At 55.8% G+C, this 24,096-nt stretch carries 23 protein-coding genes; 3 read left to right on the top strand and 20 right to left on the bottom strand.

Annotated features, from left to right (window positions below; translation table 11 throughout):
• Window position 1 precedes the first annotated feature (1 nt).
• From holB to yceD, 12 genes are all read right to left on the bottom strand, one after another.
• Window positions 2-1,006, bottom strand: a complete 1,005-nt coding sequence (gene holB, locus ACWKXN_RS02860) for a DNA polymerase III subunit delta' (protein ID WP_094934967.1) — start codon at window positions 1,004-1,006, stop codon at window positions 2-4.
• Window positions 1,003-1,644, bottom strand: a complete 642-nt coding sequence (tmk, locus tag ACWKXN_RS02855) for a dTMP kinase (RefSeq protein ID WP_023311155.1) — start codon at window positions 1,642-1,644, stop codon at window positions 1,003-1,005. The genes holB and tmk overlap by 4 nt, the downstream gene beginning before the upstream one ends.
• A complete protein-coding gene (yceG, locus tag ACWKXN_RS02850; protein WP_048979223.1) occupies window positions 1,634-2,656 on the bottom strand; it encodes a cell division protein YceG in 1,023 nt (340 codons plus the stop codon). The genes tmk and yceG overlap by 11 nt, the downstream gene beginning before the upstream one ends.
• A 2-nt stretch (window positions 2,657-2,658) precedes the next feature.
• Window positions 2,659-3,468 (bottom strand): aminodeoxychorismate lyase, encoded by an 810-nt coding sequence (gene pabC / locus ACWKXN_RS02845; protein ID WP_039261906.1) that lies wholly within the window; start codon window positions 3,466-3,468, stop codon window positions 2,659-2,661.
• Window positions 3,469-3,588: 120 nt separating this feature from the next.
• Entirely contained in the window at window positions 3,589-4,830 is a 1,242-nt protein-coding gene (gene fabF, locus ACWKXN_RS02840; RefSeq protein ID WP_024909028.1) for a beta-ketoacyl-ACP synthase II, read from the bottom strand.
• Window positions 4,831-4,921: 91 nt separating this feature from the next.
• Window positions 4,922-5,158: an acyl carrier protein gene (gene acpP / locus ACWKXN_RS02835; RefSeq protein WP_003857954.1), complete on the bottom strand. Its 237-nt coding sequence runs from the start codon at window positions 5,156-5,158 to the stop codon at window positions 4,922-4,924.
• Window positions 5,159-5,435: 277 nt separating this feature from the next.
• Complete coding sequence (gene fabG, locus ACWKXN_RS02830; protein ID WP_008500795.1) at window positions 5,436-6,170, bottom strand: 3-oxoacyl-ACP reductase FabG; 735 nt, start codon at window positions 6,168-6,170, stop codon at window positions 5,436-5,438.
• A 12-nt stretch (window positions 6,171-6,182) separates the two neighbouring features.
• Complete coding sequence (fabD, locus tag ACWKXN_RS02825; RefSeq protein WP_033145214.1) at window positions 6,183-7,112, bottom strand: ACP S-malonyltransferase; 930 nt, start codon at window positions 7,110-7,112, stop codon at window positions 6,183-6,185.
• 15 nt (window positions 7,113-7,127) lie between these two features.
• The gene (locus tag ACWKXN_RS02820) at window positions 7,128-8,081 is read right to left on the bottom strand and encodes a beta-ketoacyl-ACP synthase III (protein WP_023311150.1); all 954 of its coding nucleotides are present in this window, start codon (window positions 8,079-8,081) and stop codon (window positions 7,128-7,130) included.
• Window positions 8,082-8,087: 6 nt separating this feature from the next.
• The gene (plsX, locus tag ACWKXN_RS02815) at window positions 8,088-9,122 is read right to left on the bottom strand and encodes a phosphate acyltransferase PlsX (RefSeq protein WP_060568787.1); all 1,035 of its coding nucleotides are present in this window, start codon (window positions 9,120-9,122) and stop codon (window positions 8,088-8,090) included.
• Window positions 9,123-9,202: 80 nt separating this feature from the next.
• A complete protein-coding gene (gene rpmF / locus ACWKXN_RS02810; protein ID WP_003857964.1) occupies window positions 9,203-9,376 on the bottom strand; it encodes a 50S ribosomal protein L32 in 174 nt (57 codons plus the stop codon).
• A gap of 16 nt (window positions 9,377-9,392) precedes the next feature.
• Complete coding sequence (gene yceD, locus ACWKXN_RS02805; protein WP_014883375.1) at window positions 9,393-9,914, bottom strand: 23S rRNA accumulation protein YceD; 522 nt, start codon at window positions 9,912-9,914, stop codon at window positions 9,393-9,395.
• Window positions 9,915-10,054: 140 nt separating this feature from the next.
• Here yceD and ACWKXN_RS02800 point away from each other — a divergent pair, with 140 nt between their 5' ends.
• Window positions 10,055-10,639: a Maf family protein gene (locus ACWKXN_RS02800; protein ID WP_039261893.1), complete on the top strand. Its 585-nt coding sequence runs from the start codon at window positions 10,055-10,057 to the stop codon at window positions 10,637-10,639.
• Window positions 10,640-10,771: 132 nt separating this feature from the next.
• Here ACWKXN_RS02800 and rluC read toward each other — a convergent pair whose 3' ends face one another.
• Complete coding sequence (gene rluC / locus ACWKXN_RS02795; RefSeq protein ID WP_024909023.1) at window positions 10,772-11,719, bottom strand: 23S rRNA pseudouridine(955/2504/2580) synthase RluC; 948 nt, start codon at window positions 11,717-11,719, stop codon at window positions 10,772-10,774.
• Window positions 11,720-12,291: 572 nt separating this feature from the next.
• Between rluC and rne the strand changes: the two genes are divergently transcribed.
• Window positions 12,292-15,426 (top strand): ribonuclease E, encoded by a 3,135-nt coding sequence (gene rne, locus ACWKXN_RS02790; RefSeq protein WP_454543282.1) that lies wholly within the window; start codon window positions 12,292-12,294, stop codon window positions 15,424-15,426.
• 41 nt (window positions 15,427-15,467) lie between these two features.
• On the opposite strand, the gene ACWKXN_RS02785 is transcribed toward rne, so the two are convergent.
• The gene (locus tag ACWKXN_RS02785; RefSeq protein WP_454543281.1) at window positions 15,468-16,370 is read right to left on the bottom strand and encodes a LysR family transcriptional regulator; all 903 of its coding nucleotides are present in this window, start codon (window positions 16,368-16,370) and stop codon (window positions 15,468-15,470) included.
• Between the two features lie 145 nt (window positions 16,371-16,515).
• Here ACWKXN_RS02785 and ACWKXN_RS02780 point away from each other — a divergent pair, with 145 nt between their 5' ends.
• A complete protein-coding gene (locus tag ACWKXN_RS02780; RefSeq protein WP_454543280.1) occupies window positions 16,516-17,730 on the top strand; it encodes an MFS transporter in 1,215 nt (404 codons plus the stop codon).
• Window positions 17,731-17,805: 75 nt separating this feature from the next.
• Here the strand turns inward: ACWKXN_RS02780 and flgL are convergent, their stop codons facing one another.
• From flgL to flgG, 6 genes are all read right to left on the bottom strand, one after another.
• Window positions 17,806-18,759, bottom strand: a complete 954-nt coding sequence (gene flgL, locus ACWKXN_RS02775; RefSeq protein ID WP_023311143.1) for a flagellar hook-associated protein FlgL — start codon at window positions 18,757-18,759, stop codon at window positions 17,806-17,808.
• Between the two features lie 14 nt (window positions 18,760-18,773).
• Window positions 18,774-20,414, bottom strand: a complete 1,641-nt coding sequence (flgK, locus tag ACWKXN_RS02770) for a flagellar hook-associated protein FlgK (protein WP_096151211.1) — start codon at window positions 20,412-20,414, stop codon at window positions 18,774-18,776.
• Window positions 20,415-20,489: 75 nt separating this feature from the next.
• Entirely contained in the window at window positions 20,490-21,443 is a 954-nt protein-coding gene (gene flgJ, locus ACWKXN_RS02765; RefSeq protein ID WP_454543279.1) for a flagellar assembly peptidoglycan hydrolase FlgJ, read from the bottom strand.
• Complete coding sequence (locus ACWKXN_RS02760; protein ID WP_029740346.1) at window positions 21,443-22,540, bottom strand: flagellar basal body P-ring protein FlgI; 1,098 nt, start codon at window positions 22,538-22,540, stop codon at window positions 21,443-21,445. Before ACWKXN_RS02760 ends, flgJ begins: the two co-directional genes overlap by 1 nt.
• Before the next feature lie 12 nt (window positions 22,541-22,552).
• A complete protein-coding gene (flgH, locus tag ACWKXN_RS02755; RefSeq protein ID WP_024909015.1) occupies window positions 22,553-23,251 on the bottom strand; it encodes a flagellar basal body L-ring protein FlgH in 699 nt (232 codons plus the stop codon).
• 57 nt (window positions 23,252-23,308) lie between these two features.
• The gene (gene flgG, locus ACWKXN_RS02750) at window positions 23,309-24,091 is read right to left on the bottom strand and encodes a flagellar basal-body rod protein FlgG (RefSeq protein ID WP_008500810.1); all 783 of its coding nucleotides are present in this window, start codon (window positions 24,089-24,091) and stop codon (window positions 23,309-23,311) included.
• Between the last annotated feature and the right edge of the window lie 5 nt (window positions 24,092-24,096).

Here is a 24,096-nt window from a genome sequence, read left to right as displayed (position 1 = left end):
CTCAGAGATGGGAAACTGGCGGTGTGACGCCGGGTTGCAGGTAATGTTCGATACGCAGTAACTGGTCGGTCAGTAAAAGCTCGCGATTAAGACCCGTCACGGTTAAAAGCTGTTCACGGCTCTGGCAGATGTCATGGAGCATCGCGTGAAGAATCTTCCCTGAGAGGCGGTTCGCCAGCGTATTCACCAGCGGCAACGCGTCCGGGTTGGTCAGAAGCGTAGCCCCCTGCTGGATTTTGAGCGCATCCAGCAGTAGGGAGGCCAGCCAGTGCAGACGATCAACGGCCCGATCGCTGTTAAGCGCAGGCAGTAAACTTAGCCAGTCGTGACTGTTCAGCGACGCATCTACGGCCCGGCAGAGCGTTTCTCGCTCTGACCAGACGTCAGGCTGCAGTAGTGCCAGCGCCGCCGCGGGCGCGCCGCTGCTCAGGCGCAAGGCGGACAGCGCACTCTCAGGTGACGTTGTCACCTCTCGTTCAAGCCAGCTCAGCGCCCACGATTCCTGAGGTACTGCAAGGTGATGAAGACGACAACGGCTACGCAACGTCGCCAGCAATCGTCCCGGGTCACGGCATGAGAGGAAAAACCACGTTTTAACCGGCGGCTCTTCCAGGGTTTTAAGCAGGGCGTTAGCCGCCGCCTCGGTAAGCAGCGTGGCGTCTTTAAGCCAGACCACTTTTGCGCCGCCCAGTCGCGCGTGTTCATACAATTTTTCACTGACTTCACGCACGGCATCGATACCGAGCGCGCTTTTACCCTTCTCAGGCTCAAGGGTGTAGTAGTCAGGATGCGTGCCTGCCTGCATCAGCTGGCAGCCACGGCATTTACCACAGCTCTTGTGCCCTTCCGGCTGCTGACACATCAGAAAACGGGTGATGGCATAAATCAACGCATCATCACCCATTCCTGGCAACGCCTGAATCAGTAACGCATGATGCCCCCGACCCGCCTGATAGCTGCCGATCAGCTGTTCAAAGTGTGGGCGCAACCATGGATACCATTTCATGCCTGCTGCTCCTGCACCCACTGCGTAATGGTGTGCTGAATGTCGCGCGTAACGTCGTCCAGAGACTGCGTCGCATCGATGGTACAAATTGAGCTGTCCTGTGCGGCCAGCTCAAGATAGCGCGCACGGGTGCGGTTAAAGAAATCAAACGACTCTTGTTCAATGCGGTCCAGCTCGCCGCGCGCGCGGGCACGTTTGAGACCCACTTCCGGGGTCACATCCAGATAGAGCGTCAGGTCGGGGCGAAAATCACCCAGTACGGCATTACGTAGCGTTGCCAGCATTGTCTGGTCGATGCCGCGTCCTCCGCCCTGATACGCCTGAGTCGACAGATCGTGACGGTCGCCGATAACCCACTTGCCCTCGGCCAGGGCGGGTTTGATCACCGTCTCAACCAGCTGAACGCGCGCCGCGTAGAACATCAGCACTTCGGCTTTGTCAGTGATAACTTCGTCGCCGACGGATTTGATATCCAGTACCAGGCTGCGCAGCTTTTCAGCCAGCTGCGTGCCGCCCGGCTCGCGGGTAAATACCATGTCCGCCACGCCAAGCGCTTTGAGCGTATCCACCACCACGTTGCGGGCAGTGGTTTTACCCGCCCCTTCGAGTCCCTCAATGACAATGTATTTACTGCGCATTTTTTTCCTTAAGTGCCTTCAGATAGTCCTGAACAGAGCGATTGTGGCTGGCAAGGTTGGTGTTAAAGGTATGCCCCCCTTTTCCATCAGCCACAAAATAGAGATACGGTGTTTTAGCCGGATGCGCGGCGGCTTTGAGCGACGCCTCGCTCGGCGTGGCGATCGGGCCCGGCGGTAAACCGCTAATCACGTAGGTATTATACGCCGTTGGCGTCTCCAGATCTTTTCTTGAGATTTTGCCCGTGTAGCTCTCGCCCATGCCGTAGATAACGGTAGGGTCGGTTTGCAGACGCATCCCGATGCGCAGACGGTTGATAAATACTGACGCCACCCGATCGCGCTCAGCAGCGACGGCCGTTTCTTTCTCGATGATCGAGGCCATAGTCACGAACTGGTTCGGATCGCTGTAAGGCAATCCTTCCATCCGCCCTTCCCAGGCGGCATCTACGGCGGCAACCATTTTTTTGTGCGCCCGCTTCAGGATAGCCACATCGGTCGTGCCTGCCGTGTACATCCAGGTGTCTGGCCAGAACCAGCCTTCCACCCATTCCGGATGTTCAAACTTCAGCGCTTCAGCCACCGTCTGATAGCTATCGTCTTTTAACGTATGTTTGATATACGGCGCGTCACGCAGCTGTTTGAGGTAATCGCTCAGGCGCATCCCTTCCACAAACCGCAGTGGGAACTGGGCTTCTTTACCGCTTTCCAGCAGCTGCAGCATCTCTCTGACGGTCATTCCCGGCGTAAAGCGATAGGTACCGGCTTTGAAATGTGACAGCTCAGGTTCCACGCGCAATAGCCACTGGAATACGCGTGGACGATTGATAATCTTGTCGCCATAAAGCTGTTCCCCAAGCGCCTGACGGCCGGTTCCCGCTTTCAGGGTAAAGATCGTTTCCTCTTTAACCAGGATCTTGCTGTTCGCCAGCTGGCGAACTTTCCATACGCCCGCTCCGCCGGCGACGCCCAGCGCAACGATGAGGATAAGGACAACGCGCAACATTTTTTTCATGACTATCTGGTTTGCTCACATATCGGGGCTAAAAACTGAAACAGTTCGCGCGAAGACCAGCGTTGTTGGCCATACGCACGGACGGGTACAACAGGCATCAGCGCATTGCAGATGATGACTTCATCGGCAGTCTGTAGCGCGGCTTCTCCTGCGCTAACTTCGACAACGCGAAAGCCAGAGCGTGCCAGCTGTTGCAGACAAAACTGACGCATTAACCCATTTACGCCAGCGTGTTCCAGCGACGGAGTGAACACCTCTTCCCCCTGCCGCCAGAGTAAATTAGCCGCACAGCATTCCGTAATGAACCCTTCGCTGTCAAGAACCAGCGCCTCATCGGCGTCAGTCTGTTCAAGATGAGTACGAATGAGCACCTGCTCGAGGCGGTTGAGATGCTTAAGCCCGGCCAACATCGGGTTTCGTCCCAGTCGTACTGGGCTCAGCGTCAGCGTGATGCCGTCTTCTCGCCAGCGAGTGTAATGCGCGGGATAAGCAGAAACGGAGAGAATACGCGTAGGGTTGATACACGATGCGGCGCTGTAACCCCGGCCACCACTGCCGCGGCTGATGATGACTTTGAGTACGCCGCTGTCCTTCCCGGTTGCCAGCTGGCACATTTCCTGTCGCAACGTGTCCCAGTGCGTAAAGGGGATCATGAGCTTTTCACAGCCATGCTGCAGGCGTCGAATGTGCGCCTCCAGCAGGCAGACATCACCTTCCAGAATGCGCGCCGTCGTAAAGCAACCATCACCGAACTGTATCGCCCTGTCGCTGGCAGGCAGCGTGTCCTGCTCAAGGCCATTGATTAAAAACATGGTGGCTCCTTATGCGTGGGCAATTAGTCTGGCAGGATGTCATGCAGCCGACAAGAAGATTAGGCTTAATAAAAAAGGCCCGGCAAGCGGACCTTTATAAATGCTATCGGGACGTCAGGATCAGATCTTTTTGAAGATCAGAGAGCCGTTGGTGCCGCCGAAGCCGAAGGAGTTACACAGGGTGTACTCCATACCGCTAACCTGACGCGCTTCGTGAGGAACGAAGTCCAGATCGCAACCTTCATCCGGGTTATCCAGGTTGATGGTTGGCGGAACAGCCTGATCGCGCAGCGCAAGGATGGAGTAGATTGACTCTACTGCACCCGCCGCACCCAACAGGTGACCGGTCATGGACTTGGTGGAGCTCACCATTACGCGGCTGGCAGATTCGCCGAAGATAGACTTAACCGCCTGAGCTTCAGCTTTATCGCCTGCAGGTGTAGAAGTACCGTGCGCGTTCACGTAGCCAATTTGTGCTGGGGTAATACCCGCATCACGAATCGCGTTTTCCATCGCCAGCGCAGCACCCGCGCCGTTCTCAGGAGGAGACGTCATGTGGTAAGCATCGCTGCTCATGCCGAAACCAACGATTTCAGCATAAATTTTCGCGCCGCGTTTTTTCGCGTGTTCGTACTCTTCCAGTACGATCATGCCCGCCCCGTCGCCCAGCACGAAGCCGTCACGGTCTTTATCCCACGGACGGCTCGCCGCCTGCGGGTTATCATTGCGGGTAGACAGAGCACGCGCCGCACCAAAACCGCCGACACCCAGTGGGGTACTGGCTTTTTCAGCACCGCCCGCAACCATAGCATCTGCATCGCCGTACGCAATAATGCGCGCGGCCTGGCCGATGTTATGTACGCCAGACGTACAGGCAGTCGCGATAGAAATGCTTGGCCCACGCAGGCCGAACATGATGGTCAGGTGACCCGCCACCATGTTAACAATCGTGGACGGAACGAAGAACGGGCTGATCTTACGCGGGCCGCCATTCATCAGAGATGTATGGTTTTCCTCGATCAGGCCAAGACCGCCAATCCCGGAGCCGATAGCGGCGCCAATACGGGTTGCGTTCTCTTCCGTAATCACAAGGCCAGAATCCTGCATGGCCTGAACGCCAGCGACAATTCCATATTGAATGAAGGCATCCATCTTGCGCTGTTCTTTGCGCGAGATGATCTCTTCACAGTTAAAATCCTTTACTAAGCCAGCAAATTTCGTTGCATAGGCGCTAGTATCGAAATGGTCGATTAGGCTGATGCCGCTCTGACCGGCAAGGAGAGCTTTCCAGGTGGACTCTACGGTATTGCCGACAGGAGACAACATGCCAAGTCCGGTCACAACTACACGACGCTTAGACACGTTTGTCCTCCAGGGAGGGATAAAAAAAGAGATTCGTGGGACTAAAAAAGATAAAACTCAGGCGGTCGAATGACCGCCTGGAGATGTTCACTTACGCCTGGTGACCGTTGATGTAATCAATGGCAGCCTGAACGGTGGTGATCTTCTCAGCTTCTTCGTCCGGAATCTCAGTATCAAACTCTTCTTCCAGAGCCATTACCAGCTCAACGGTGTCAAGAGAATCTGCGCCCAGGTCTTCAACGAAGGAAGCGGAGTTCACAACTTCTTCCTGCTTAACGCCCAGCTGTTCGCCGATAATTTTCTTAACGCGTTCTTCGATAGTGCTCATACTCTTAAATTTCCTATCAAAACTCGCTTTCGCGATGGTTTTCGTAGTGTATAAAATGTTGAAAAATTTGCAACTAAATCCCGGCAGTTCGTACCACGATTTTACGTTATTTTGAGGCCATTCGCCCTAATAACGCAAATATTTTTCTACACGTCATCATCCAGGCTGCCTCTGCGTTGGCTGCGCCCTCTAATCCCGGTCACATAGTAATCTATGCTCCCAGGCTTCTCGGTCTTGCCGCCTTGATCCAACCAGAATGATTTAGTGTATCTCGTGGTTAAACCATATACATCCCGCCGTTGACGTGGAGGGTCTCACCAGTGATGTAACCCGCTTCGTCAGAGGCTAAAAATGCAACCGCACTGGCGATTTCTTTAGGGTCGCCAAGACGACCCGCCGGAACTGCCGCCAGCGTACCCGCACGCTGCTCATCAGTCAGCGCACGCGTCATGTCCGTTTCAATAAAGCCCGGAGCAACAACGTTTACCGTAATACCGCGGGACGCGACTTCACGCGCCAGCGACTTACTGAAACCAATCAGACCTGCTTTCGCCGCAGCGTAGTTAGCCTGACCAGCATTTCCCATGGTACCAACCACAGAACCGACAGTGATAATACGTCCATGACGCTTTTTCATCATAGCGCGCATTACCGCTTTTGACAGACGGAATACAGATGACAGGTTGGTTTCGATGATATCGTTCCACTCGTCGTCTTTCATTCGCATTAACAGGTTATCGCGAGTGATCCCGGCATTGTTTACCAGAATATCCACTTCACCAAACTCTGCGCGAATATTTTCCAGAACAGATTCGATAGATGCAGGTTCGGTCACATTCAGTACCAGACCTTTACCATTCGCACCCAGATACTCGCTGATGGCCTGAGCGCCATTCTCGCTGGTTGCTGTACCAATCACCTTCGCGCCGCGCGCAACCAGTGTTTCAGCAATTGCACGCCCGATACCGCGGCTTGCGCCAGTGACCAGGGCGATTTTTCCTTCAAAACTCATGGTATTCCTCTTTTATTGCGAGAGTGCCGCTGACATCGCTTCCGGCTCGTTAATTGCCGAGGCTGTCAGGGTGTCAACAATACGTTTTGTCAGACCGGTGAGGACTTTACCTGGGCCGACTTCATACAGGTGCTCAACGCCCTGAGCGGCCATAAACTCAACGGTTTTAGTCCACTGTACCGGGCTGTAGAGCTGGCGAACCAGCGCGTCACGGATCGCTTCCGGCGTGGTTTCGCATTTCACATCGACGTTGTTCACAACGGAAATCGTCGGTGCGTTAAACGTAATTTTTTCCAGCTCAACCGCCAGTTTTTCGGCAGCAGGCTTCATCAGCGCACAGTGAGACGGCACGCTGACCGGCAGCGGCAGCGCACGCTTAGCACCCGCTGCTTTACAGGCCGCACCCGCACGTTCAACCGCTTCTTTATGACCGGCAATAACCACCTGGCCCGGCGAGTTGAAGTTTACCGGAGAGACAACCTGGCCTTCAGCAGATTCTTCACACGCTTTTGCAATTGCAGCATCATCCAGACCGATGATAGCAGACATGCCGCCCGTGCCTTCCGGCACCGCTTCCTGCATGAATTTACCGCGCAGTTCAACCAGACGTACCGCGTCAGCAAACGCGATCACGCCGGCACACACCAGCGCAGAGTATTCACCCAGGCTGTGACCCGCGAGCAGCGCTGGCGCTTTACCGCCCTGCTGCTGCCAGACACGCCACAGCGCAACGGACGCGGTCAGCAGCGCTGGCTGGGTCTGCCAGGTTTTGTTCAGTTCTTCGGCCGGACCCTGCTGGGTCAGCGCCCATAAATCATAACCCAGTGCATCAGAAGCTTCACGGAAAGTCTCTTCAATTACCGGATAGCGTGCTGCCATTTCAGACAACATCCCAACGGTTTGAGAGCCCTGTCCCGGGAACACAAAAGCAAATTGCGTCATTTTTTATTCCTTATACTAGAAACGAACCAGCGCGGAACCCCAGGTGAACCCGCCACCGAAGGCTTCAAGCAAGACCAGCTGGCCCCGTTTGATTCGTCCATCGCGTACCGCTTCATCAAATGCGCACGGTACCGACGCCGCAGAGGTGTTGCCATGACGATCCAGCGTCACTACAACGTTATCCATCGACATGCCCAGCTTTTTCGCGGTCGCGCTGATGATACGCAGGTTCGCCTGATGCGGCACCAGCCAGTCGAGCGCGGTACGCTCAAGGTTATTCGCTTCCAGCGTTTCATCAACGATGTGTGCAAGCTCGGTTACCGCCACCTTGAACACCTCGTTCCCTGCCATGGTCAGGTAAATCGAGTTGTCCGGATTAACGCGATCGGCGTTAGGCAGGGTCAACAGTTCGCCATAGCTGCCATCAGCATGCAGATGCGTGGAGATGATACCTGGCTCTTCGGACTGCCCCAGCAGCACCGCACCCGCACCATCACCAAAAATAATGATCGTTCCACGATCGGTTGGATCGCAGGTACGCGCCAGCACGTCAGCACCGATCACCAGCGCATATTTAACGGCACCGGATTTCACGTACTGATCGGCAACGCTCAGCGCATAGGTGAAGCCTGCGCACGCGGCAGCGACGTCAAACGCCGGGCAGCCTTTGATGCCGAGCATATTTTGCACCTGGCACGCCGCGCTTGGGAAAGCATGCGTGGCAGACGTCGTGGCGACCACGATCAAACCAATCTGTTCTTTATCAATGCCCGCCATTTCGATAGCACGCTGTGCGGCTTCGTAACCCATGGTCGACACGGTTTCGTCTGGCGCGGCAATACGACGTTCACGGATACCTGTGCGCGTGACAATCCACTCGTCAGACGTATCTACCATTTTTTCCAGATCGGCGTTGGTACGCACTTGTTTTGGCAGGTAGCTGCCGGTACCTAAAATCTTCGTATACATGTACGCTCAGTCACTTTTAGCTAATACAGATTCCAGGCGAGCGGCAATCCGCTGAGGGACTTGTCGCTGCACCGCCTGCACTGCCTGTTCAATCGCGACAGCAAATGCTCGCTGATTGGCGGCGCCATGACTCTTAATCACGATGCCGCGCAATCCTAACAGACAGGCGCCATTATACTGGTCGGGGTTGAGGTGACTGAATCGCCGCGTCAGGCTCTTTTGTAACCAACGCTTCAATAAAATCAGCCACCAGGCGCTTTTTTTGCCTTCTCCCTGAGATTTCAGCAGAGAAAGAAACATGCGTACGACCCCTTCCATGGTCTTCAACGTGACGTTTCCGGTGAAGCCATCGCACACCAGAACATCCGTTTTACCCGTCAACAACTCATTGGCTTCGAGATAACCAATATAGTTGATGGAGGGAACCTGTTTGAGCAATTCAGCCGCTTCGCGAATGCTGTCCAGGCCTTTGGTCTCTTCTTCACCAATGTTCAGTAACGCAACACGGGGAGTGTTGATCCCGACAACTTCTTCTGCCAGCACCGATCCCATCACGGCAAACTGAGCCAGCATAGTACTATCACAGTCGACGTTAGCGCCCAAATCGAGCACCACCGTCTTGCCCTTCTGCTGATGCGGTAACACCGTTACCAGCGCAGGGCGCTCAATACCTTCAATAGGTTTGAGCAGCAATTTCGACAGCCCCATCAGCGCGCCGGTATTTCCCGCGCTGACGCAAGCCTGAGCTCGCCCTTCTTTCACCAGCTCCAGCGCTATCCGCATAGAGCTGCCACGACTATTGCGAATCGCCTGCGAGGGTCGGGCATCACTGGCAATAACTGACTGCGCAGGAATAATCTGCAGACGCGAACGTTGTTCAAAGTCAGCTTTTGCGAGTAATGGCGTGATTGCGTCGGGATTGCCGACTAAAAGAAGTGTGAGTTGCGAATTAGAATTCAGTGCCTGCAATGCTGCAGGCACTGTCACGGAAGGGCCAAAATCTCCCCCCATGACATCTAACGCCAGGGTTAGACGTGTCAAGGTATCGTCGCAGCCTGGTTCGGTAAATTCCCCGTTTGCACGGGGAAATCCTCACTAAGCCTAATCACGCTTGCGCGTGATTACTTAGTGATAACCTTGCGGCCGCGGTAGAAACCGTCAGCGGTGATGTGGTGACGCAGGTGTTTCTCACCAGAAGTCTTGTCTACAGACAGGCTGGTAACTGCAGTCAGCGCGTCATGGGAACGACGCATGCCACGTTTGGAACGGGTTGGTTTATTCTGTTGTACGGCCATGGACCTTACTCCTCAATTACTTACGCTTTAAGCTGGCTAATACGGCAAATGGGTTTGGTTTTTGCGCTTCATCAGGCAGTTCCCCAAAGACCATGTCCGCCTCGGACACTTCACAGTGTTCAGAATCATGCACCGGAACTACTGGCAAGGTGAGGATGATTTCATCTTCAACCAGAGCCAGAAGATCGATTTCACCGAATTCGTTAACCTCAATCGGCTCATACGCTTCCGGGAGTGCTTCAGCCTGTTCGTCAGAACGAACGGGACTGAAACAATACGTTGTGTGAACATGCTGTACAAACGGTTTCCCGCAACGCTGACACTCGAGCGTTACCGTCACCTTTGCATCACCGGTTAAAACGGCGAGACGCTGGTTGTCGATAGCGAACGACATGGAGCATTCTACATCACTGTCCACACTGACTACGGATTCGGCAATACGCTCAGCCTGATCGGAAGTATAGATACCTTCGTAATCGAGGCGTTTTTGAGCCGTACGAACCGGATCAAGAGTCAGGGGTAATTTTACCTTTTGCATAGGGCGCGCATATTAACTTTGTAACGTCATAGAGTCAAAGAAAAAGGCAACCAGAGCTGCCTTTTGCCAATTATTCGCACACATTGCGGCCTGTAGTTTAAAATGGCTGGCATCGATACGCTATATCTGGTGATAAAAATATGCCAAATCTCGTCCTTGCTTCCACGTCTCCCTACCGCCGAATGCTGCTGGAAAAGCTCGGGATCCCGTTTGAATGCGCCGCGCCAGAGGTTGATGAGACGCCACAGCCGGGCGAATCACCGCGTCATCTGGTGATGCGTCTTGCTAAAGAGAAAGCGCAGTCGCTGGCCGCACGTTACCCCACACATTTGATTATAGGCTCAGACCAGGTTTGCGTGCTGGACGGCGAAATCACCGGCAAGCCCCATACGGAGGAGAACGCCTGCCAGCAGCTTCTGCGCGCGCGAGGCACTATCGTGACCTTTTATACCGGCCTGGCGCTTTATAACTCTGCCACCGGTCATCTGCAAACCGAATGCGAGCCGTTCGACGTACACTTTCGCCATCTCAGCGAGCAAGAGATCGTGGATTATGTGCGCCGGGAACGTCCGCTGAACTGTGCGGGGAGCTTTAAAAGCGAAGGACTGGGGATTGCGCTGTTCGACAAGCTGGACGGTCGCGATCCCAACACGCTGGTGGGGTTACCGCTGATTGCCCTGTGTCAAATGTTAAGACGAGAAGAGTGTAATCCGCTGACCATGTGACTTTTGCCCAGCGGCGCTTCGCTTGCATGGGCCTACTAAACTGCGGCCTGATGCCCTCACCCCGGCCTTCTCCCACAGGGAGAGGAAGCAAACATTAAAAACGACAACATTCGTTGCCGTTTTACGTTTACCTTAGCCGCGCAGAACCTTAAGACAGCGTTTCAACTGCTCATCCAGCGGCGCTTCAATACGGATGACTTCTCCCGTATTAGGATGGGTAAACTTCAGCGCTGCCGCATGCAGGAACAAACGCGACAGTCCCGTCCCCGCCAGCTGCTTATCAAACTCGCGGTCGCCATAGCGGTCATCAAAGGCGATAGGGTGCCCTGCGAACTGCGTATGCACGCGGATCTGGTGAGTACGACCGGTCACCGGACTGCAGCGCACCAGCGTGGCAAACTCATAGCGCTCTTCAACCTTAAAGCGCGTCTCAGACGGTTTCCCTTCCTGGCTCACGCGGACAATACGTTCGCCGCTTTGCAGAATGTTCTTCAGCAGCGGCGCCTGCACCACTTTTACATGGGACTGCCACTGACCGCGCACCAGCGCCAGGTAGTCTTTCTGCATCCCTTTTTCACGCAGCTGTTCATGCAGCGAACGCAGCGCAGAACGCTTTTTCGCCACCAGCAGTACGCCAGAGGTATCACGGTCAAGACGGTGCACCAGTTCAAGGAAGCGCGCTTCCGGGCGCAGGGCACGCAGCCCTTCAATCACGCCGAAGCTCAGACCGCTGCCGCCATGAACAGCCGTTCCTGACGGTTTATTGAGCACCAGAATGTGGTCATCTTCGTACAGGATCACATCGCTCAGGGCCGCCACTTTCTGTAGCTTCGGTGAAACGGTCTCTTCTTCACGTTCCGCAACGCGCACCGGCGGAATACGCACTTCATCGCCCGCCTCGAGTTTGTACTCGGGCTTCACGCGTTTTTTGTTCACCCGCACCTCGCCCTTGCGCAGGATGCGGTAAATCATGCTCTTTGGCACACCTTTCAACTGGGTGCGCAAAAAGTTATCGATACGTTGCCCCGCGTCATCTTCGGCGATGGCAACCATTTTTACGGCTGGAGTCTCTGTTTTCATGGTTGGCGATTCTAAATATCGTCAGCCATTAGCGCCACTCATTTTTCTATGCTTATATTTACTTTTATCCGGCCAGCTCCCGGTTTCGCGCAACCGATTTGGTGGTTATTAAACCAATCGCCATTCTGAAGTGAAGAAACTGTGAGTAACCGGGTGATAATTGGTAAAAGTCATCTTGCTATAACCCGGCGAGCAGTGGAATAATGAGGCTGTTTTCCGTGTTAAATCCTGGTTAAGTAAGGATGTTGACGGAATGACCAATTTTGTCTGACCGATCATCCACGCAGCAATGGCGTAAGACGTATTGATCTTTCAGGCAGTTAGCGGGCTGCGGGTTGCAGTACTTCCCGGTATAAGGATTGTTCTCTGGAGAGTTCTACCCAGGCAATTCCCCTGATAATTGCGCTGTGTTTCCGTATGAAATACAGGCAACCGACACTCTGCGCCTCTTAAGCGAGCGACAACCGTGAGGTTGGCGACGTGAACAGACACGAGGCCATCGGTTCATACCCCGGAAAGCGTCACCTTGCCCGCAGCTTTGTCGTCAATGTAAGAATAACGAGTAAGTTACGATGAAAAGAATGTTAATCAACGCAACTCAGCAAGAAGAGTTGCGTGTCGCCCTTGTGGATGGGCAGCGCCTGTACGATCTGGATATCGAAAGTCCTGGACACGAACAGAAAAAAGCGAACATTTACAAAGGTAAAATCACCCGCATTGAACCAAGCCTTGAAGCTGCATTTGTCGATTACGGTGCTGAGCGTCATGGTTTCCTCCCTCTGAAAGAAATCGCCCGCGAATATTTCCCCGCAAACTACAACGCCCATGGCCGCCCAAACATCAAAGATGTTCTGCGTGAAGGTCAGGAAGTTATCGTTCAGATTGATAAAGAAGAGCGTGGCAACAAAGGTGCCGCACTGACCACCTTTATCAGCCTGGCAGGGAGCTATCTGGTTCTGATGCCTAACAACCCGCGTGCGGGTGGCATCTCTCGCCGTATCGAAGGTGATGACCGTACCGAGCTGAAAGAAGCGCTGGCAAGCCTCGAACTGCCTGATGGCATGGGGCTTATCGTGCGTACCGCAGGCGTTGGCAAATCAGCCGAAGCGCTGCAGTGGGACCTGAGCTTCCGTCTGAAGCACTGGGAAGCCATTCAGAAAGCAGCCGAAAGCCGCCCTGCTCCGTTCCTGATCCACCAGGAAAGCAACGTTATTGTGCGTGCCTTCCGTGATTATCTGCGTCAGGACATCGGTGAGATTCTGATCGATAACCCGAAAGTGCTTGAGCTGGCGCGCCAGCACATCGCCGCGCTGGGTCGTCCGGATTTCACCAGCAAAATTAAACTGTACACCGGTGAAATCCCGCTGTTCAGCCACTATCAGATCGAATCCCAGATTGAGTCCGCCTTCCAGCGTGAAGTGCGTCTGCCATCCGGCGGTTCTATCGTTATCGATACCACTGAAGCGCTGACCGCTATCGACATCAACTCCGCACGTGCAACGCGCGGTGGCGATATCGAAGAGACTGCCTACAACACTAACCTCGAAGCCGCTGATGAAATCGCCCGCCAGCTCCGCCTGCGCGACCTGGGTGGTCTGATTGTTATTGACTTCATCGACATGACCCCGGTACGCCACCAGCGTGCGGTTGAAAACCGTCTGCGCGAAGCGGTGCGTCAGGACAGGGCGCGTATCCAGATTAGCCATATCTCACGCTTTGGCCTGCTGGAGATGTCCCGTCAGCGTCTGAGCCCGTCTCTCGGCGAGTCCAGCCATCACGTTTGTCCGCGCTGCTCCGGCACCGGTACCGTGCGTGATAACGAATCTCTGTCCCTCTCCATTCTGCGTCTGATTGAAGAAGAAGCGCTGAAAGAGAACACCAAAGAGGTTCACGCTATTGTGCCGGTGCCCGTTGCCTCTTACCTGCTTAACGAAAAACGTGCAGCGGTAAGTGCGATTGAAGCGCGTCAGGGTGGCGTTCGCTGCATCATCGTGCCAAACGACCAGATGCAGACCCCACACTATCACGTGCTGCGCGTGCGTAAGGGCGAAGAGACGACCACCCTCAGCTACCTGCTGCCGAAGCTGCATGAAGAAGAGATGTCCCTGCCTTCCGATGAAGAGCCAGCCGAGCGCAAACTGCCAGAGCAGCCTGCATTAGCGACCTTCATCATGCCTGAAGCACCACCGGAAGCAGCCCTGGAAAAACCTGCGGCCAAACCTGCAGCGCAGAAACCAGAAGCCGCGGTAGCGAAAGCTCAGCCGGCGCAACCGGGTCTGCTGAGCCGCTTCTTTGGCGCGCTGAAGAAGATGTTTGCTGAAGAAGAAGTTCAGCCAGAGCAGCCGAAAGAAGAGCCAAAAGCGGCCAAGCCAGAGCGTCAGCAGGATCGCCGTAAGCGTCAGAACAACCGCCGCGATCGTAACGACCGCAGCGATCGCAATGACCGCAGCGAGCGTCGTGACAACCGTGACAACCGTTCTGAGAATGGCGAAGGCCGTGAGCAACGCGAAGACAACCGTCGCAACCGTCGCGAGAAACAACAGCCGAATGTTGAAGATCGTGAAATTCGCCAGCAGGCGGGCGATGAGTCTGAGAAGAGCAAACAGCGTGACGACCAGCAGCCGCGCCGTGAACGCAGCCGTCGCCGTAACGACGAGAAGCGTCAGGCACAGCAGGAAGTCAAAAACCTGAACCGCGAAGAGCCTGTTGAACAGCAGGACGGCGAGCAGGAAGAACGTACTCAGGTTATGCCGCGTCGTAAGCAGCGCCAGCTTTCTCAGAAAGTTCGCTTCGCCTCTGAAGCAACCGAAGAGTCAGGCGCTATCGCGGTTGAAACCAGCGAGAGCACAACCGGCACACAGCTGGCGAAAGTTGACCTGCCAGCGGTCGTTGAAAACAACGTTGAGCAGGATGATAACGGTGAAAACCGTGATAACGCCGGTATGCCGCGCCGTTCACGTCGTTCTCCACGTCATCTGCGCGTCAGCGGCCAGCGCCGTCGTCGCTATCGTGACGAGCGTTACCCGACTCAGTCGCCAATGCCGCTGACCATTGCCTGTGCTTCACCAGAAATGGCCTCCGGCAAAGTCTGGATCCGCTACCCGGTTGCTCGCCCGGAGCAGGTTGTTGAAGAACAGCCTGTAACCGAAGAGGTGATTGCACCAGCAGCCGCGGTAGAAGCTGTCGTGACTGAAGCGGCAACCGTGGTTGAACCTGAGGTTGTTGAACCTGAGGTTGTTGAAGCTGAAGCACCTCACGCAGTGGACGTTGAAACCACCCATCCAGAAGTGATTGCCGCGCCGGTTGATGCCGCACCGCAGCTTATCGCCGAAGAAGATGCCGTGGTGGCTGAGGAAGTCGCTGAAGAGGCTGAACCTGTAGCCGCAGTGGAAGACACCGCAGAAACCCTCGTTGAAACCACCACTGAAGAAGTCGTTCAGGACGTTGAGATTCAGGTTGAACCGGTTGTCGAAGAAGCGAAAGCGACTGAGGTGAAACCTGAGCCGGTTGTTTCTGCACCAGCCGCAGCCCACGTGGCGACAGCACCAATGACGCGCGCCCCGGCACCGGATTACGTGCCTGAAGCCCCGCGTCACAGTGACTGGGTACGCCCGACCTTCAGCTTCGACGGTAAAGGCGCTGCAGGCGGCCACAGTGCAACGCATCAGGCGACTGCACCGGCGACGCGTCCGCAGTCTGTCGAATAACGACGCTGAAAGTAAAAAGCCGACCTTCGGGTCGGCTTTTTTTATGGCTGCTGCACGGGCTTTCTCATTCCGGTCACCTCAGGCATGACCTGGCGCATCAACTCCAGAAAACGCCGCAAGCGTGCCGGATAATAGCGGGACCAGGGGTAAACAAGATGCACCGGTAACGCCGCTGGCTGCCAGTCTGGCAGCAAATGCACCAGCCGCCCTTCCCGAATATCATCCTGTACCGTCCAGCTGGATACCACCGCCACGCCAAGCCCGGTGAGCGCCGTATTGCGTGCGACATACAGGCTATCGGTGCTCAGCCGTGGCGTAATAGCAATCCGCGCGGTGGCGGGTGATGCATCGTGGAACAGATCCACATGGCGCTGGTAGAATGAGCTGATCGCTATCCAGGGAAACTGCTGCAAATCCTCCGGCGTGGTAACCGACGGAAAACGGGCCAGCAGTGCCAGTGAAGCCACTACCGAGCGCGGCACTTCGGCCAGCAGCACGGACACGGTCGCCGGATCGACTTCCACGCCCACCCGAATCGCACAGTCAAGGTTGTCGCCGAGGAAGTCCGCTGACCGATCGTTGAGCATCCACTCAATCGAAAGCTGGGGATAGCGTTGCAAAAACTCGGTTACGGGTTTCAGAAGCTGATCCTGACCAAACGCGTGCGGAGCGCGCACCCGCAGCACGCCTACCGGCTCATCTTCCGTCTGCCCCACCTCATCTTCCAGCGCCAGCCAGCTGTCAATCACCCGACGGGCGTGCTGATAGCAGCGCTCGCCGTCATCCGTCAGCCGCGTCGTGTGGGTGGTGCGCAATATCAGGCGCACGCCCAGCATGGTCTCAAGCGACTGTAACCGTCTGCTTACCGTGGCCTGGGTAGTAGCCAGCTGCCGTGCCGCCGCAGAGAGGGATCCCGCCTCCACAATACGAACAAACGTCCGCATTAGCTCCACCCTGTCTATACGCTCAGCTCTTTTCATCGCATTTGCACTTATACGTTCAACGTATAAGCGTTTTACCACCGGGCCCGCTACCGTCGCAAGGCGTACTGATAAAAAATAGCCTCACACGACGAATGAGGAACATCTTATGAACACAACAACCGCCGCCCATGCCGTGAGCCGCTGGGTAATCTTAATGCTGACGATCGGTGCAGGTTTCAGCGTGGCATCTATCTATTATGCCCAGCCTCTGCTGCCGCTGATGGGCGCAGACCTTCATCTGAGTATCGAAGGAATGGGCATGGTTCCGACGCTCACCCAGGCGGGATATGCCCTGGGGATCCTGTTCCTGCTCCCGCTCGGCGATCGCCACGACCGCAGGACGTTAATCCTGATAAAAAGTGCGGCGCTGGCGCTGTTTCTTCTCGGCTGTAGCCTGACCGGGCAGATCCACTCTCTGCTGCTGGCCAGCCTGCTCATCGGCATGGCCGCCACCATGGCACAGGATATCGTCCCTGCCGCGGCCATCCTTGCGCCGGAAGGTAAACAGGGGAAAACCGTGGGTACGGTAATGACCGGGCTGCTGATGGGTATCTTATTATCAAGAACCGTGAGCGGCGTGGTGGGCGAAGCGTTTGGCTGGCGCGTCATGTACCAGCTGGCGGCGGCGAGCATTGCGTTCGTCGGGGTGATGATGTGGTTTGTGCTTCCCCGTTTTGCCATTCACTCCACGCTGAGCTACCCCGCACTGATGCGCTCAATGGAGCATCTGTGGCGTCGCTATCCGGCGCTGCGCCGTGCGGCGCTGGCTCAGGGCTTCCTGTCGATTGCCTTTAGCGCCTTCTGGTCTACGCTTGCGGTCATGCTGCTGGAACGCTATCACCTGGGTAGCGCTGTAGCGGGAGGATTTGGTATTGCAGGTGCCGCCGGTGCGTTAGCTGCCCCGCTGGCAGGGGGTCTGGCAGACAAACTGGGCGCAGGAAAAGTCACGCAGATTGGTGCCGTTCTTGTGACCGTCTCATTCGCCCTGATGTTCCTGATGCCCGCGCTGGGCGTTCATGGACAGCTGATTCTTATCGCCATCTCCGCCGTCGGGTTCGACCTGGGTCTGCAGTCCAGCCTGGTCGCTCACCAGAACCTGGTATACAGCCTTGAACCGCAGGCGCGCGGTCGCCTCAACGCCCTGCTCTTTACGGTGGTCTTTATCGGGATGGCGCTGGGTTCCGCGTTAGGCAGCAATATCTACTCGCTGGCCGGCTGGACGGGCGTGGTCGCGCTGGCGACGGTCTGTGGCGTCATTGCGCTGGCAATCCGTCTGATAGAAAGCGCACGAGTCACCTCCGCATCAGCAGAAGTTGCATAAAAAAAATGCCCAATCCAGACGGATTGGGCAGTAAAACATGCCCAGTTTCAAGACATGTTCCAAGAGGTCAAGATGTTATTTGTTCAGCTGGAACAGAGACATGCCCTGCATATCGCTAAACGCTTTATAAGACGCCTGCAAGGCCGCCTGCTGCATGGTGTAAGAGGAAATCGCTTCGTTCCAGTCAACATCCACCAGGTCACTCATCTGCTTGGTCTGACCCAGCGCGCGGTCATCGCCCAGCGTATCGAGTTTTTCCAGCTCGTTCATCTTGGTTCCCACATCCGCAACGACCGTCAGGATATTGTTCTGGGAGTTTTTGATGCCGATTTGCGCATTGGCAATCACCTGGCTTTGCGCCGTTGCGGCAGCCGGATCGTTCTCAATCGGTGTCTTCAACGAGGCAATAGCAGAATCCAGGATTTTGAACATGTTGGTCTGGCCATATCCACCGCCCGGCAGCTGTTCCGCATTACTGGTAATGCTTTCGAAAATTTGCTGTCCGGTATGGCTGATGGTCATATTTCGCGCCGTATCAACCTGCTGCGTGATGGCCTCAGCGCCGCCGTTATAATCCCCGGTCGCGGCATCAAACGGTGCGCTCTCGGTTTTGTATCCCGCAAAGATAAAGCGACCATTACCATCCGTCGTGTTGGCCAGGTTCATCAGCTGATCGCGGATCCCCTGAATATCGGTCGCCAGAGAAAGACGGTCGTCATCGCTTAATGTGCCGTTCGACGCATAAACGAGCTTCTCGCGCACGCTTGAGATCGCAGTGTTGACCTGGGTTAACACGTTATCTTCCAGCGAGACCTTCTGCGTTGCAAAGGTACGCGCGAGCGCAAACTGGCTGTTTTGCGACTGAGACTGTGACAGAACGATGGCCTGCGACGCGGCGATAGGATCGTCCGAAGGACGATTGACGCGCTTGCCGGTGGACATCTGCTCACCGTAGCTCAGCCATCTGCTCTGGGAATCGGTGATCCCACGCATGTTCTGCTCGTACATCATCTGGGTGCTAATACGCATTGTTCACCTCAACCTTAACGAATGTTGATAATTGCATCGAAGAGCGTACTGGCAGTTTGTAGAACCTGGGCATTGGCCAGGTAATACTGCTGATAACGCTGCAAATTGCCATACTCTTCGTCGAGGTTTACCCCAGAGATGGTCTGCTGCTGCTTGATTAACTGCGTTTCCACGTTGGCTTTCGTCTGGCTGCTCACCTTCAGTGACGCCGTTGAGCTACCGACGGTACTGACGAGAGAGGCATACGCATCGTTGAAGGTTTTATTTCCACCCACCACTTTGCCGTTTTGCAGATCGAGCAGTTTCTGGCCGTTACGGTTGTCACTTTCGCCGCCGTTCTGCACCGATGCCATCGCCAGTTTGGACTCGTCGCTGATCGCGAGATCCATGTTCATGATGACGTTGGAAACAGGCTTCACGGTAAAGCTGTCTTTGGTATTTGCCGTGCCGCTCACGTTGACGTTAAGGCCATCAAACGACAGATTGCCGCTGGCATCAGGGCTCATCGTAAAGCTGGTTTTGTCTGACGTGCGGGTGACCGTCCAGTCAGTGCCGTTAAACTGCAGCTTATAGTCTGTCGCCTGGACCTGTTTGCTGTCCGCCACAGAAGCCGTAACAACGGCAGAGCCGCCGTTCTTGCTGTTGGACAGGACCGCCGGAGAACCGAAGTTGAACAGCTTACCGCCCGCATCACCGTTCGCATCAAAACCGGCTTCATGCTGCGCGTTCATTGAATCGGCAAAGGCCAGCGCCATCTGGTTCAGGGTGTTACGGGCTTTATCCAGATCTTCCGTGCGGAAGGTCAGTAAACCGCCCAAAGAACCGGTGGTGATCATCTTTTCCGGGATCTCGACATTACCCGCCACGTCATCGACGTAGGCCACGGTGGTACGAGCCGGATCGGCACTCGACTTCACGGCAGCCAGCTGGTTAGCTTTACTTCCCTGAACCAGGCTGTAACCGTTGCCGAAAGAGATGTTAAACGTACCGCTATCCTGAACAGACACTTCCACGCCCACGATTTTGTTCAGCTCATTGACGAGCTGATCGCGCTGGTCGAGCAGATCGTTAGGCGATGCGCCCGCACCGACGCCGGTCAGACGGGAGATCTGATCGTTCAGGTTCGCAATCTGTTTGGCATAGTTGTTGATCTGAGACACGCTGGTCCCAATCGCGGTATTGACCTGCGTATCCTGGTCACGCAGATACTGATCGTTGGTTTTGAACTGATTGACCAGACCGCCCGCTTTACCCAGCACCGTCTGACGTGCTGCCGGGTCTTCCGCGTTACTCACCAGGGTTTGCAGGCTTTTGAAGAAGTCCTGCAGGGTGGTGGAGAGCGAGTTGGTGGTATCGGAGAGCACATCGTCAATCTTTGACATCTGCTGATAGCGCGTCGTCAGACCGCTGCTCTGCGTCTGCGCGGCGCGCAGCTGGTTGGTGATGAAGGCGTCATACTCACGCTGGACACCGGAGACATAAACCCCGTTACCTACCCAGCCACCGCCGGTCAGCGTGCTGTTAGATGCACCCAGCACCGTGGTCTGGCGGGTGTAACCTGCCACGTTATAGCTTGAAATATTATTACTGACGGTATTGAGTGCCGACTGCGCGGCACTGAGGCCACTCATGGCGCTGTTAATCAAACTGGACATGGGGGTTCCTTTTATACGTTCAGACACGAGTCCTGATGAAGGTTATCGGCAACCTCCACCGGGACTTGAGAACTTTCAGAACAGATTTTCAATATCTGTGCTATAGGCTTTGCTGACCTTCTCGCCCATGGATTTCAGCTGCTGGATCATGCTGGTGAGCTTGCGCGCATAGTTCGGGTCAGTCGCGTAGCCCGCGTTTTGTAAGGCCTGAGCGCCCTGCTCCGCCGTCGCCGCCTGCGTAACGGCGGTATAACGCGGATTGCGGCTCAGCAGGCCAACGTAGTCGGACAATGCTTCCAGATAGGAGCTGTAGACGCGGAATTTTGCTTTGACCTTCACCGCCGCACCGTTCTCGTATTCGGTGGTCGTGATCTCCGTTGTTGGCCCCTTCCAGCTGGAGGTGGCCTTCACGCCGAAGATGTTGAAGCTCGGATCGCCGTTTTCCTTGCGGATCTGACGCTGGCCCCAGCCCGACTCCAGCGCGGCCTGCGCCAGAATCAGGTGATGCGGCACGCCGCTCTGTTCGCTGGCAAGGCGCGCGGGCAGAGAAAGCTGCGCCAGGAAGTCTTTGCTGTCAGCGGAGAGCGGCTCATCGCCGCTGCCCGTGGCTTTTGGCATCGCTTTACGCACCATTTGCGTCAGAGCCTGGTTCTGATAACTGGTCACCGTTTCCAGGTCGAATTTCATCGGCACCTGCTGCGTCTGTTCCTGAGGCTGAATGCCCTGCGCGGCTTCGGTCTGTTTCACAATCATGTCAGCCAGACCGAGGCCTTTACCGGCGGTCATCTGCTGCGCAATCTGCTGGTCATACATGCTGGTGTAGAGACGCGTTGAATCACTGCTGAACATCCCGTCTTTCGGCAGGGTTTCACGCATGCTTTTCAGCATCATCTGTACAAACATCCCTTCCACCTGGCGGGCGACCGGGCGGATGTTCGCCGCCGGGTCTTTGCCTGCTTTGGTTTTCAGTTCGTTGAGCGACTGGGCGTCCCAGGCTGCACTGGTCAACAGTTTGCTATCGGTCAGCATTAGATGATTTCCAGTTTGGCGCGCAGGCAGCCCGCGCTTTGCATGGATTGCAGGATGGACATCAGATCCATCGGCGTTGCGCCCAGGGCGTTCAGGGCACGCACCACGCTGTTCAGGTTGGCGCTGGAGCGAACGCTCTGCAGCGACCCGCCGCTCTGACGCATATCAATCTGCGTTTGCGGCGTCACCACCGTCTGACCGCCACCAAATGGCGTATTCGGCTGGCTCACGTTCGCGGAACGGTTTACCGTCACGGAGAGGTTACCCTGCGCCACGGCACAGCTGTCCAGCGACACTTCCCGGTTCATCACCACCGAGCCGGTACGGGAGTTGATGATCACTTTCGCATCCTGAACCGGAACGTTCACTTCCATATTCTGGATATCCGCCAGCATGCGCACCTGGTTGCTGCTGCCGGTGGAGGTGCGGATCTGCACGGTGCGCGCGTCGAGTGCCGTTGCATTACCGTAGCCGCGGCTGCGGTTGATGGTATCGGCAATTTGCTGCGCCATGGTGAAGTCTTCATTATTAAGCTGCAGGTTGATGGTGTTGCCCGCGCCAAACTGGGTCGGCAGTTCACGCTCAATGATCGCACCGTTGGTGATACGTCCACCGTTCAGCTGGTTCACCTGCACGCTGCTTCCGCCTGCGGATGCCCCCGCACCGCCAACCAGAATGTTCCCCTGCGCCAGCGCATAGACCTGGCTGTCAACGCCTTTCAGCGGAGTCATCAGCAGCGTACCGCCGCGCAGGCTTTTGGCGTTACCCATTGAGGACACCACCACATCAATGGTCTGCCCCTGACGCGCAAACGCCGGGTAGGACGCGGTGACCATTACCGCGGCCACGTTTTTCAGCTGCATGTTGGTTCCCGCCGGCACGGTAATGCCGAGCTGGGAAAGCATGTTGTTCAGGCTTTGGGTGGTGAACGGCGTCTGGGTCGTCTGGTCACCGGTACCATCCAGACCGACCACCAGGCCATAGCCAATCAGGGAGTTTTCACGAACGCCCTGAACGCTGGTGAGGTCGCGAATACGGTCAGCCTGGGCAAACGTTGCCACCAGCGCGAGCGCCACGGCGAAGATCGATTTAAACATGGGTCACCTCGCTTACATCGGCGATAAATTAAGGAAGAAGCGCTGCAGCCAACCCATATTTTGCGCTTCATTGATATAGCCGTTACCGACGTACTCAATGCGCGCATCCGCCACCTGGGTGGACGGAACGGTGTTGGTGCCGCTAATGGTGCGAGGGTTAACCACGCCCGAGAAGCGAATGAATTCAGTGCCCTGGTTGATGGCGATCTGTTTTTCACCCACAACGTGCAAGTTGCCGTTAACCAGTACCTGGTCAACCGTGACCGTCAGCGTACCGCTGAAGGTGTTGCTGGCGTTCGCGCCGCCTTTGCCGTTAAAGGTATTGCCGCCGGACGCGTTCACATCAGCACGCGCGTTGCCGAACAGCCCTTCGAGATAGCGTGGCACGGTATCGAAGCCAAAATTGGTTTTGCCATCGCGGCTGGCGTTCGCCGACGAGCTCTTGCTCGCGCTGACGTTTTCCTGCAGCACAATGGTCAATGTATCGCCGACGTTACGCGGGCGGCGATCTTCAAACAGCGGCTGATAGCCGTAATTAATCGGCTGCGCGGTCTGGAAAATGGAGCCGTTTACCACTGGCGCGGGGCCAGGAACGGGTTGGGCAGTCGTCGCACCCTGGACCAATGGTTTAGACGGGATCAAAGCACACCCGCTGAGGGTGACAGCCAGAACAGTCAGTATCGGATAACGAAACGCCGCGTTTTTTTGCATTGCCTTCATCTTCGAAAACAGGGAGCCGGTGCGGCGTTTACCGCACCGGGCTACACCTTAGAGTTGCGTCAGTTTCTGCAGCATCTGGTCGGTCGTCGACACTGCTTTACTGTTAATTTCATACGCGCGCTGGACCTGGATCATATTCACCAGCTCTTCCGCCACGTTCACGTTGGACGTTTCAACATAACCCTGGTACAGCAGACCCGCGCCGTTCAGGCCCGGGGTGCTCTCATTCGGCGTACCGGAGGATTGCGTTTCGGTGTAGAGGTTCTCACCAATGCTTTCCAGACCGGTATCGTTCATGAAGGTGGTCAGGTTGAGCTGCCCGACCTGAACCGGCGCGGCCTGTCCCTGCTGGGTCACGCTGACCACACCGTCACGTCCGATGGTGATGCTCAGGGCATTCGCCGGGATAGTAATCGCAGGCTGAACCTGGAAACCGCCCGCCGTCACCAGCTGGCCGTTCTGATCGACCTGGAACGAACCGTCGCGGGTATAGGCAGAGGTCCCGTCAGGCAGCTGCACCTGGAAGAAGCCCTGGCCTTTGATTGCCACGTCTTTACTGTTGTTGGTCTGAGACAGGTTGCCCTGGCTGTGCAGACGCTCGGTGGCCACCGGACGAACACCGGTACCGATCTGCAGACCCGACGGCAGCGTCGTCTGTTCAGAAGACTGCGCGCCCGGCTGACGGATAGTTTGATAAAGCAAATCTTCGAAAACGGCACGCTGACGCTTGAAACCATTGGTGCTCACGTTTGCCAGGTTGTTGGCAATCACGTCCATATTGGTTTGCTGGGCGTCCAGGCCAGTTTTCGCGATCCATAAAGAACTGATCATAAGGA

The organism is Enterobacter sp. UPMP2060 (genome assembly GCF_053709655.1).
The sequence above is the reverse complement of the archived record's forward strand: the minus strand, read 5'-3'. Positions and strand labels throughout refer to the sequence as shown.

Bases quoted from the DNA above. Each gene is read 5' to 3' on its own strand.
- holB (WP_094934967.1), bottom strand. From the start codon at position 1,006: ATGAAATGGTATCCATGGTTGCGCCCACACTTTGAACAGCTGATCGGC.
- tmk (WP_023311155.1), bottom strand. From the start codon at position 1,644: ATGCGCAGTAAATACATTGTCATTGAGGGACTCGAAGGGGCGGGTAAA.
- yceG (WP_048979223.1), bottom strand. From the start codon at position 2,656: ATGAAAAAAATGTTGCGCGTTGTCCTTATCCTCATCGTTGCGCTGGGC.
- pabC (WP_039261906.1), bottom strand. From the start codon at position 3,468: ATGTTTTTAATCAATGGCCTTGAGCAGGACACGCTGCCTGCCAGCGAC.
- acpP (WP_003857954.1), bottom strand. From the start codon at position 5,158: ATGAGCACTATCGAAGAACGCGTTAAGAAAATTATCGGCGAACAGCTG.
- fabG (WP_008500795.1), bottom strand. From the start codon at position 6,170: ATGAGTTTTGAAGGAAAAATCGCCCTGGTCACTGGCGCAAGCCGCGGT.
- fabD (WP_033145214.1), bottom strand. From the start codon at position 7,112: ATGACGCAATTTGCTTTTGTGTTCCCGGGACAGGGCTCTCAAACCGTT.
- ACWKXN_RS02820 (WP_023311150.1), bottom strand. From the start codon at position 8,081: ATGTATACGAAGATTTTAGGTACCGGCAGCTACCTGCCAAAACAAGTG.
- rpmF (WP_003857964.1), bottom strand. From the start codon at position 9,376: ATGGCCGTACAACAGAATAAACCAACCCGTTCCAAACGTGGCATGCGT.
- yceD (WP_014883375.1), bottom strand. From the start codon at position 9,914: ATGCAAAAGGTAAAATTACCCCTGACTCTTGATCCGGTTCGTACGGCT.
- ACWKXN_RS02800 (WP_039261893.1), top strand. From the start codon at position 10,055: ATGCCAAATCTCGTCCTTGCTTCCACGTCTCCCTACCGCCGAATGCTG.
- rluC (WP_024909023.1), bottom strand. From the start codon at position 11,719: ATGAAAACAGAGACTCCAGCCGTAAAAATGGTTGCCATCGCCGAAGAT.
- rne (WP_454543282.1), top strand. From the start codon at position 12,292: ATGAAAAGAATGTTAATCAACGCAACTCAGCAAGAAGAGTTGCGTGTC.
- ACWKXN_RS02785 (WP_454543281.1), bottom strand. From the start codon at position 16,370: ATGCGGACGTTTGTTCGTATTGTGGAGGCGGGATCCCTCTCTGCGGCG.
- ACWKXN_RS02780 (WP_454543280.1), top strand. From the start codon at position 16,516: ATGAACACAACAACCGCCGCCCATGCCGTGAGCCGCTGGGTAATCTTA.
- flgL (WP_023311143.1), bottom strand. From the start codon at position 18,759: ATGCGTATTAGCACCCAGATGATGTACGAGCAGAACATGCGTGGGATC.
- flgK (WP_096151211.1), bottom strand. From the start codon at position 20,414: ATGTCCAGTTTGATTAACAGCGCCATGAGTGGCCTCAGTGCCGCGCAG.
- flgJ (WP_454543279.1), bottom strand. From the start codon at position 21,443: ATGCTGACCGATAGCAAACTGTTGACCAGTGCAGCCTGGGACGCCCAG.
- ACWKXN_RS02760 (WP_029740346.1), bottom strand. From the start codon at position 22,540: ATGTTTAAATCGATCTTCGCCGTGGCGCTCGCGCTGGTGGCAACGTTT.
- flgH (WP_024909015.1), bottom strand. From the start codon at position 23,251: ATGCAAAAAAACGCGGCGTTTCGTTATCCGATACTGACTGTTCTGGCT.
- flgG (WP_008500810.1), bottom strand. From the start codon at position 24,091: ATGATCAGTTCTTTATGGATCGCGAAAACTGGCCTGGACGCCCAGCAA.